Source organism: Candidatus Nitrosotalea bavarica, from assembly GCF_900167955.1.
GTDB classification, from domain to species: domain Archaea; phylum Thermoproteota; class Nitrososphaeria; order Nitrososphaerales; family Nitrosopumilaceae; genus Nitrosotalea; species Nitrosotalea bavarica.
On the sequence record NZ_FUYK01000007.1, the window covers coordinates 359731 to 368251 of the forward strand.

The following is an 8521-nucleotide window of genomic DNA, read 5'->3' on the forward strand; positions in this document are numbered from 1 at the left end:
AGACACATTTTGGCATTAATTAAGATTGACGAATTCTAAGATTACTTTATTAAAGCATTATATGGGAATTAACTTGTGAAATCAAAAAAGTATGTTTATTTGGGAATATCGGGTGCCGCAATAGCTGCTGTTATAATTATAATTACTCAGTTCCACATTTTTCCATCTGAGGATCAAAATAACCCGCAATCTAGTCAAGTTGCATTTCTTGATTTTTCATATGATGAGGAAAACTCCGATCTCAAATCTACCTTGGCGACATATCATATCAATATGACAAAACCAATTACTCTGAGTACTCAAACTGACGTTCGTCAATATTGTAATTTTCTTACTGATCCAACAAAGCAGGCTCTTGTGACATATTGTACTTCTACCGATCTTAAAGATAATCAAGGATTTCTTGGGGACATTAGCATGTTAGGCTCACCAGATGTACCTGGAATTGTTGTAGTGGCATTGCAGTCAAATCCAGTATTGTCCAACTATAATGATGTAAAAACTGTTTTTGGAGTCGCTCTCAATAGTACTATATGTCCATGCTGGGAAAAGGAATCACCTGGCGGATTTACCTCCTTAAATTCATTGTTAGACAAATTACTTTCTACACACAAGACTACTGCAGAACCTACTACTAGTACTCCTACACTTCCATTGGGAAACAAGCATTTCAAGATTGAACTTACCACAAACGAAAACGGCTATCTTTGGAAACTTCTTGTAGCCAAGTAATTAACTCAATATCTTGGTTTACGAAGGTTGACGTGACTCTTTAATCTGTGGAAAATATCTTTTGGTGTTATAGTTGTTTGAATATTTGTGGCTCTTGCCACTTGGTTTTGTAGCCGGCATAGTGGGGTCTATGATAGGTCTTGGAGGGGGATTCATCGTAGTACCAGTATTGACATTTTTTGGATTCTCACCAACTCTTGCAGCAAGTGATAGTCTATTTGCAGCTTTTGCTAATTCTATAGCATCTACTGCATCATATTCTAGACAAAAAAGAATAGTATATTCCCTTGGCATCAAACTTGCACTTATCTCGATACCTGGAACAATTCTGGGTGCGTATATTTCAGATCAAGTCTCTCCACCTCTATTCAAATTATTATTTGGACTTGTTCTTGTAGCGTCTTGTGTCTACATTTACATGCGAAGAAAAATGGAATCAAGAGAATATAATTTATCAAAACAAATAATGCTTCTTGTAGTAGGCGCAAGTTTCTTCGCAGGTGTAATCTCTAGTCTATTTGGAATTGGAGGTGGTGTTGTTTTTGTTCCTTTGATGGTAATTGCAATTGGATTATCAATGAAACTGGCCGCGCCCACATCTCAATTCATTCTAATGTTTGCATCTGCTTCTGGCATGATAATGCACTCCATACTAGGTCATCCTAATTATTATGAGGCAGGAATGCTTTCGATAGGATCTTTCATAGGTGGTATGATTGGAAGTAAACTGTCTACACGCATTAATGAGATGAAACTTAGAATATTTGTAACTATAGTAATTGCGGCTACTGCAGTTAAACTGATTATTGATGCACTGGGGCGTCCTTTTTAATATGGTAGAGATTTTTCTTTGAAATTACAACTACCTTTCCATCATCATTTACTCCTTCAAAATCTATTCCTATTAATCCAAATTCTTCGTTGAGTTCTTTCTTCTCTGAAATTCTAAATTTTATCTTTAATTTCTCATCTGTAAAAAGCGGTTTTAGAAATCTAGTCTGTCTGTTATTCCAACTCGGGTCTCCATCTATTCCATAGAAAATTAAAAGATTTCCATACATTTCTTCTAATTTTGTAAACTCTCCTTCAATCTTTGATAAAATGGCCCTTCCTGAAACCACTCGTTTCTCCTTACTTGAAAATTCTTTATTTTCGTAAATTATGTTTTTAATTCCTGAAAATGAAAGATAATTGTCAAGTTCTGAAGGGGATATTTTACATTCTGAATGAAACTCATCACCGACGTTTAATTGGCTGAATTTTTTCATCAGGTTCTTGTTTCGTCTGGATAGTAGATTACCTCGGCATTATTAATTGACTTTCCAGAAGTGAAATAATTGACTGCCTTGATTATGTTTTCATTGATTGGTTCTGTACCATCCACGCTTCCAGGTAGCACCAAGTAAATCCTAAGTTTTGATTTTAGAACATCACTTAGTTCTTGGTTTACTGTGGTTGTAAATGGTCTGAGGGCTCCTCTGAATACTTCTACTCTGGCTCTGTCTCCTCCAGTAACTTTGCCCCCTGATGGCATATCTGGTCCGATTACTATCATGATTCCTTCCTTGTTCTTGAAAAGTGGTGGATTCTTTGCTCCTCCTGGCACGAATATGTTGAGAGATTCTTGTAAAAAGATGGCAGGTGTGTTTATGAACTTGTCAACAAGGCCATCCCAATCCTTTCTCGATAAATCTACAAACTTGCCTACTTGTGGAACCTTTCCAGTTATGTACACTACAGTACTTATTGGCCCTATTTTCTGAGTTGCCGTGTTTAACATCCTCTTCACACTTTCTTGATTTGACAAATCCATTACATGGGAATGGAATTTTGATAATCGTTCTTCAGCAATCTTGGGACTTGTTTTTGAGATTAGAATTACTGTCTTTCCTCCACTATTTTCAACTTTTTGCGCTAGGAATTCAGTTCTTGCTATATCTGATTCATCTGTAGCGTCTACTGCAAATAACACAACTTTGGCATTAAAGTTTGGTTGAGTCTCTGGAATGGAACATGCAATGTGTGGCTTTACTGGATAAAATACGCGGTCTCCAGGTATGACTTTGCCATTTAGGATCTGCCCTATATTATCATCACTTAGCATCAAAACAGTTTCAGCTACTTGTGGTTGTGTTAGAAACTGTTCATCTGCAATCATTTTACTAGTATTATTTTGAATTTTTTCTGCAATCTGTTGAATTTTGGATAATAATGCCGAAATTGTTTTTTCTAAATTTTGTATGTCTGATTCAGAACTGACTGATTTTAATTTTGCGAGCTTTGATGCAGCTTTGTTAATTCCTTCTTTTACTATTTTTTCATCTTCTCCAAGTAATGGAAGTATGTCTACATTCACTATCTCTACTTCTTCTGGTGTAATACTTTCAAAACCACTTACTCTCATAAACTCTGCAGCCGCTTTTGGATACACTGTTTTGTAAATCCTATCAGAGTGCACTGGTCCTGGATTTGTGGCTATTGATATGATTCTCTTGTCAGTAAGCTCCCATGACATTGCTTCAGCAAGTCTATTCTTTGCTCCCTGAGCTGCAGTGTATGGACTTCTGAATCTGTACGGTCGTTGTTCATACGGTCTCTCTTCAGTAAAGAATGTGGATATTGTTACTATTTTTGAGCCAGGCTTCATTGTTTTTATTGCCTGGGAAGATGTCCAAAATGTTCCAGTCAGATGAATACCAACTGTACTCTTAAATTCAGAAATTGGGGAATTGGCAAAACATGTAACTGGTCCTGAAACTCCTGCATTGTTGACTACAATATCTACACCACCATGTGACTTTTTGAGTTCGTCAAACATCTTTGAAACTCCATCCTCATCGCTTACATCCACACCCGAGAAAATTTTTACAAATGAACCGCTGTTTACTTTTAAAATTACTTGCTCTAATTCTTTGGCAGCCTCTTCAAGTGGCTCTCTTCTTCTTCCTAGAATTACTATATTTGCACCATTTTCTGCAAATTTCATAGCTATTGCCTTTCCTATTCCAGTTCCGCTTCCAGTTATGACTACAAGTTTATTTTGGAATTTTAGCATTTGATGTAATCTGAATATTTTTGGACTATTTAGACGTTGTAGGTAAGTTGTGTGCAAGACCTATACTTGGGATCTTTGTAGGTATACAGACATATTTATTTGTGGGCTGGCCAAATTTCACACATGCACGATTCTGAATCTGATATGTTTCGCCCGATGAATAAAAATGAAGAATATTGTGAATCACTTAAAAAAATTGGTATTGATGCTGAGGCAAAACCACTTGATACAGATGTAGAAAAAGAAGATTATTATTCAAAATATTTTGCAAATTCTCCTGCCATGGTAACAAATCATGGTGTTATCAAACTCAAAGGGTCTAACATCGATGAAGTACAAATAATTCAAAGGGGTTGAAAATGACACAAGATCTTAATCCTGTACCATGGGGATCTCAAGACCGATTTCAAGCACACTTTATTGTAAAGACACATCATGATGTATCTGAAGACGATTTTCTTGCAAGACCAAAACTTGAAACCAAAGGATATTTTGCTTCAAAGAGAGTAACTGGGGTCAGGTGGATTGGCTATACTCTGGCAGATACTTTGAACTCTGATGCAGAACTTAAGAATATGATGACAAGATTATCATATGAAGACGCGCATATCACTGTCGAGCCAACTAAAGGCAATATCCGAATTTATGGTAAGTGGAAAGATAGCTATAATTTTGCAATAACCAAAGAATTGTTTGCAGTGTATGATCGTATTGCTTCTCACATTAAAAGAGAGTTAGGCTCTCCACCAGTCCAAAGCTAAACAATCAACTTTATTTCCTTTTGGGATTGCCAGGATGAATTGTTTTCTTACTGTTGTTGCCAATCTTCCGGCTAGAACAACGCTTGTTGCAGATATGGTATCTGTGGAATTGTACACTTGGAGAAGATATGGGGCATGGTCTATTCCAGGTCCTTTTTGATATACTGCAAAATCACAACCAAACTTGATTCCGGGATTTACAATGTATCCCTTGTCTCTGAAATCTTTGTACACCGTGTATTTCTTGTCAAAATTATGATATTCTCTTCTACATATTTCTAAAAGCTCTTTCTGTGTAACAAGTTTTTTGGCATGAAATACTTTTAGTTTTGATTTTTCTTGTAGGTATAATCCTTCTATTAGATCTAAAATCAAAGGCACGTTTATCTCCTCAGGCTTTGGTTTTGTCATGCCAATTGGTTTTCCATAATATCCTGCAACAAAGAGTGCACGAGAGTCTTCGATATTCCAAACTATTATCCTGTTTTCTATTAGATCTCCTTTCAAATCATTTCTAATAAAAATGATAATCGATTTTAGTGTTTACAATTAATTTATAGAAAAAGGAAAAGAGTATTTCAAAATTTTATAGGCTAAGAGCCAGCAAAATGAATGAATCTGAGACTTGTAGGACCTTATCCGACATTTCTTCAATTCCTTCTACTACATCCTTTAGAAGCAATAGCTCTTTGGTTGTGGCAGTTTCATCAAGTACTCTAATGCTTAATGCTCTGTACTTGTCATCTACCAGTCTCTCTATTTTCTGTGCCTCGTGAGCAAGATCAATTGCAACCGTACTGTTGTTGCTTGCAAGAGCCCTGATTATTTCATTAATTTTATGAATCTGGTCTACAGCTAATTCTATTAGTTCTGTAAGATCCTTGTCAAGCTTCTCTTTTTTGAGTGTGGCTGCCTTGATATTTGAGAGTTTAAAGGCAATGCCTGTGATGTATCCTGCGATTTCATCCATCGTGTATGCCGAGTTCAAAAGATTCTCTCTGTTCATCATGAGACCTCCGACATCTGAAATTTCTCGAGTGATTTTTCTTCGGAGAGCTTCTACTTCATCTTCCGTATTCTTTATTCGCTCAAGTAATTGTTTTATTTCAGATTTGTCTGCTTTGATAATCAAACCAGGCAGAATTGATAGATCTCTGACAGCGTTGAGAATTCTATTTATTTCATCTTGTAAAACGGCAAGGGCCTTTCTCTTTGCCTGAACTTCAAGTTCTCCGCTATACATCTAGAGATTTTAAACTAGGCCTGCGGCTAATAATCCTTGCGTAAATACTGTGTAAACAAGAATGATTTTCTCAAGTTTGTCTTTCATCTTGGATGACACGTTTTTGACTATTGTATAAAGTTAAGATCTCATCAATGGTAGTAGCATTTTCAGATGTTTTCTCAAATCTTATTTTTCCGGTGAATTTGGGAAATCGGAGAGCTAGTCCACTACCTTTTCTAATTTTATCCATGGCAACTTTATGGATTGGACTAAGAGTTATCTCTGACGCAACAATTTCTATTACCAACTCGGGTTCAAACCACACATCTGCTTCTAGACCACTTTCAATTCTTGGGTCTTTTTTAACAGTGATCTTGTCTGCAAGAATTTGATAGAATTGATCCAAGCTCCCGTCTGTAAATCCCGTACCAACTTTACAAATGCTAGGAAATGTATCGATTTGATCATTATATGCTGATAATAACAATGCTCCGTATCTTCCAGTTCTTCTACCTCTTCCATAAAATGCCCCCACCACAACCAAGTCCAAACTATCTCCCAACTCATTTCTATATTCGCGCTTGAGCTTTAGCCAGTTACTTGCTCTTGCACCTGCACGGTATGGCGAGTCAAGCTGCTTGAGCATAAGTCCTTCACATCCAGAGTTTATTGCATTCTCTAAACTATCTTCTACTTCATTATCTGTCTTCACCAGTGTCATTGGCATTACTTTTGCAAAAGAATCTTCAACTATGATTCTCTCAAGAATTTTCCTTCTCTCCTTATAGGATACGTCTAGACAGTTTTTTCCGTCTTCTAATAATACGTCAAAGAAATTTACAGTTATGGGATACTCTTGAACTGCCTTGGCAATCTTGTATTTGCGTCTTCGATGCATTAATTCTTGAAATGGGAGAAATTCTCCAGTATCATCATTTATTGCAACAATCTCTGCTTCTAATATGACTTCATTGACTTTCAAAGATTTGCCAATATTTTCTACAATGTCTGGATAATAGTTGGTTATGTTTTCTAGACTTCTTGAATATAGAATAATTTTTTCTCCCTGTCTATGGATCTGAACTCTTTCACCGTCTAACTTGTATTCTGCAGCAAATTCTTGACCCATCTTTTCATGTGCCTCTTGTGGACTTTTTACTCTCTCTGCAAGCATTGGTCGAATTGGACTGAAAATTTTTACCTGAAAATCTTTCAAAGCACTTATTCCATCTTTTGAAACTGCCTGAGATACTTTTCCCAAATCACTACAAACATTGTACGCATGTTCTAAAATGGGCCGATTTTCTTTTGAACCTGTATATGCAACAGAAAGGGCATCAAGTATTGTGTAGTCGGCAATTCCTAATCGAAGATTCGATGTTATTATTTTTGCAATAAATCCTCCTTCTGTGGGAGTTGCGTCGTTTAGTAGACTAGAAATGTATTTCATCTTCATGTCTTGAGACCTTGCCCCCCTGAGTTCTGCAATTTTGTAGAGAGTTTCATAAACTCTCTCAACTGTGATATCTTGGTTTAGAAATGTCGTTTGCGTCTTTTGCTCAAGTATCTTTGACGCAACTTGGCCAAAATCTCCTGTTTCTTTGTATTCATGATCAATTTTTTTGACTGATATTCCAGATGATTTTGATAATGCTTTTATTGCAATTTTTTCAGCAATACCTATCTCCACGCCCTCATGATCCGGTCTGAGTTTTCCTTGAAGGAGGTAAACAACTTTTGGTATTATGTCAGGAGGTGTAATTTTGAAAAGATCCACTAGATGCTGTGTTAGTTCAAGTCTCTTTGTTGTATTCTCCATGTATCTTAGAGTATCTGCAACAAGTGAAAATTTCATCTGACGATGTTTACTGTATGTAGGATAAAAGGTTGAGTTATTTCTTGTGTAAATGTGCTTGTATTTTTAATTTTATTTCTATTGTTCTTTTTGAAATTATTGCATGAAAATCAGAATGTTCTTCAGAGTCCAAAAACCGTTTGTTTCTACCAAGAAATCCATCAAAGAATACTCCTTCCACGTATCCGATGTATAGTCCAATGGCAAAATCTTCCATGTTTGTTATAGGCCATGATCTTGCCTCTGCTAATACCATTGTTGGATAATCAAGAGCATAAGTTATCACATCGTTTAGGTTTTTTTCTTCGATTAAATCTAATCCCATGATAAAAAGCTACGTGATCTAGTATTTAGAATTTCTTCAAATTTTGTTCGTTTATAAATAGGATGGAAAAAGAATTGTGTATGGGTGGCGGCAAGAAACAATCTCCAGCACAAGCAGAAAAGACTCAGACAGCTGAGGCTGACAAGAAGGGGGGTCAAAAGAAAGGAGATAAGAAAGAGCAGAAGCAAAGAACAAACATCTCTGTTATCGTAGATGAGGGACAAGCCCTGAATTTCATTAAAGGCGCAAAGGTCTTCACAGTTCAAGAATTATCTAGACAAGCTAATGTCAAGATATCTGCAGCAAATGCATTTTTACAAAATCAATTAGAAAAGGGCTCAGTAAAAAGAATAGGTGGCTATAGTGGGCACCATATCTACGTTCCAGCCTGAGTTATTGTAAATATATCGCCAGGTTTTACATCTTTCAAAGATTCAATGTTTGCTGTTATTTTTCCAATCAATGTCATAGATTTTGTAGATGATGTATCTTCAAGGAAAAAACAAATTGAACTGTTTGAGGCCAAAAAACCCACATCTCCTTTTTTGAATTGAGTTCGTAATTTTTC

Annotated in this window: 12 protein-coding genes (1 of these 12 cut by a window edge); 5 read left to right on the forward strand and 7 right to left on the reverse strand. The window is 36.2% G+C overall.

Features of this window, described 5'->3' with window-relative positions:
- Positions 1-75: 75 nt before the first annotated feature.
- On the forward strand, positions 76-732 hold the full coding sequence (locus tag C0Q33_RS05345) for a hypothetical protein (protein ID WP_133121018.1): 657 nt from the start codon (positions 76-78) through the stop codon (positions 730-732).
- 73 nt (positions 733-805) lie between these two features.
- Positions 806-1564 (forward strand): sulfite exporter TauE/SafE family protein, encoded by a 759-nt coding sequence (locus C0Q33_RS05350; RefSeq protein WP_101477522.1) that lies wholly within the window; start codon positions 806-808, stop codon positions 1562-1564.
- Here C0Q33_RS05350 and C0Q33_RS05355 read toward each other — a convergent pair.
- Together C0Q33_RS05355 and C0Q33_RS05360 are read right to left on the reverse strand one after the other, a co-directional pair.
- Entirely contained in the window at positions 1536-2000 is a 465-nt protein-coding gene (locus C0Q33_RS05355; protein ID WP_101477523.1) for a hotdog family protein, read from the reverse strand. The genes C0Q33_RS05350 and C0Q33_RS05355 overlap by 29 nt on opposite strands.
- Entirely contained in the window at positions 2000-3787 is a 1788-nt protein-coding gene (locus C0Q33_RS05360) for an SDR family NAD(P)-dependent oxidoreductase (protein WP_101477524.1), read from the reverse strand. The genes C0Q33_RS05355 and C0Q33_RS05360 overlap by 1 nt, the downstream gene beginning before the upstream one ends.
- A 123-nt stretch (positions 3788-3910) precedes the next feature.
- Here C0Q33_RS05360 and C0Q33_RS05365 point away from each other — a divergent pair, with 123 nt between their 5' ends.
- Together C0Q33_RS05365 and C0Q33_RS05370 are read left to right on the forward strand one after the other, a co-directional pair.
- Positions 3911-4144: a hypothetical protein gene (locus C0Q33_RS05365; RefSeq protein WP_101477647.1), complete on the forward strand. Its 234-nt coding sequence runs from the start codon at positions 3911-3913 to the stop codon at positions 4142-4144.
- Between the two features lie 2 nt (positions 4145-4146).
- Positions 4147-4548 (forward strand): hypothetical protein, encoded by a 402-nt coding sequence (locus tag C0Q33_RS05370; protein ID WP_101477525.1) that lies wholly within the window; start codon positions 4147-4149, stop codon positions 4546-4548.
- Here the strand turns inward: C0Q33_RS05370 and endA are convergent.
- The 4 genes from endA to C0Q33_RS05390 all read right to left on the reverse strand — a co-directional run bounded on the left by endA (position 4522) and on the right by C0Q33_RS05390 (position 7953).
- The gene (gene endA, locus C0Q33_RS05375; RefSeq protein ID WP_101477526.1) at positions 4522-5055 is read right to left on the reverse strand and encodes a tRNA-intron lyase; all 534 of its coding nucleotides are present in this window, start codon (positions 5053-5055) and stop codon (positions 4522-4524) included. The genes C0Q33_RS05370 and endA overlap by 27 nt on opposite strands.
- Before the next feature lie 79 nt (positions 5056-5134).
- Complete coding sequence (locus C0Q33_RS05380) at positions 5135-5791, reverse strand: DUF47 domain-containing protein (protein ID WP_101477527.1); 657 nt, start codon at positions 5789-5791, stop codon at positions 5135-5137.
- 70 nt (positions 5792-5861) lie between these two features.
- Entirely contained in the window at positions 5862-7628 is a 1767-nt protein-coding gene (locus C0Q33_RS05385; RefSeq protein ID WP_101477528.1) for an ATP-dependent DNA ligase, read from the reverse strand.
- Between the two features lie 37 nt (positions 7629-7665).
- Positions 7666-7953: a hypothetical protein gene (locus tag C0Q33_RS05390; RefSeq protein WP_101477529.1), complete on the reverse strand. Its 288-nt coding sequence runs from the start codon at positions 7951-7953 to the stop codon at positions 7666-7668.
- A gap of 80 nt (positions 7954-8033) precedes the next feature.
- Between C0Q33_RS05390 and C0Q33_RS05395 the strand changes: the two genes are divergently transcribed.
- Positions 8034-8345 (forward strand): hypothetical protein, encoded by a 312-nt coding sequence (locus tag C0Q33_RS05395; protein WP_101477648.1) that lies wholly within the window; start codon positions 8034-8036, stop codon positions 8343-8345.
- Here C0Q33_RS05395 and C0Q33_RS05400 read toward each other — a convergent pair.
- On the reverse strand, positions 8330-8521 hold the 3' portion of the coding sequence (locus C0Q33_RS05400; RefSeq protein ID WP_101477530.1) for a cyclophilin-like fold protein. 42 nt of this gene lie beyond the right edge of the window; 192 of the gene's 234 nt are visible here — the last part of the coding sequence; the start codon falls outside the window, past its right edge; its stop codon occupies positions 8330-8332. The two genes, C0Q33_RS05395 and C0Q33_RS05400, sit on opposite strands and share 16 nt — an antisense overlap.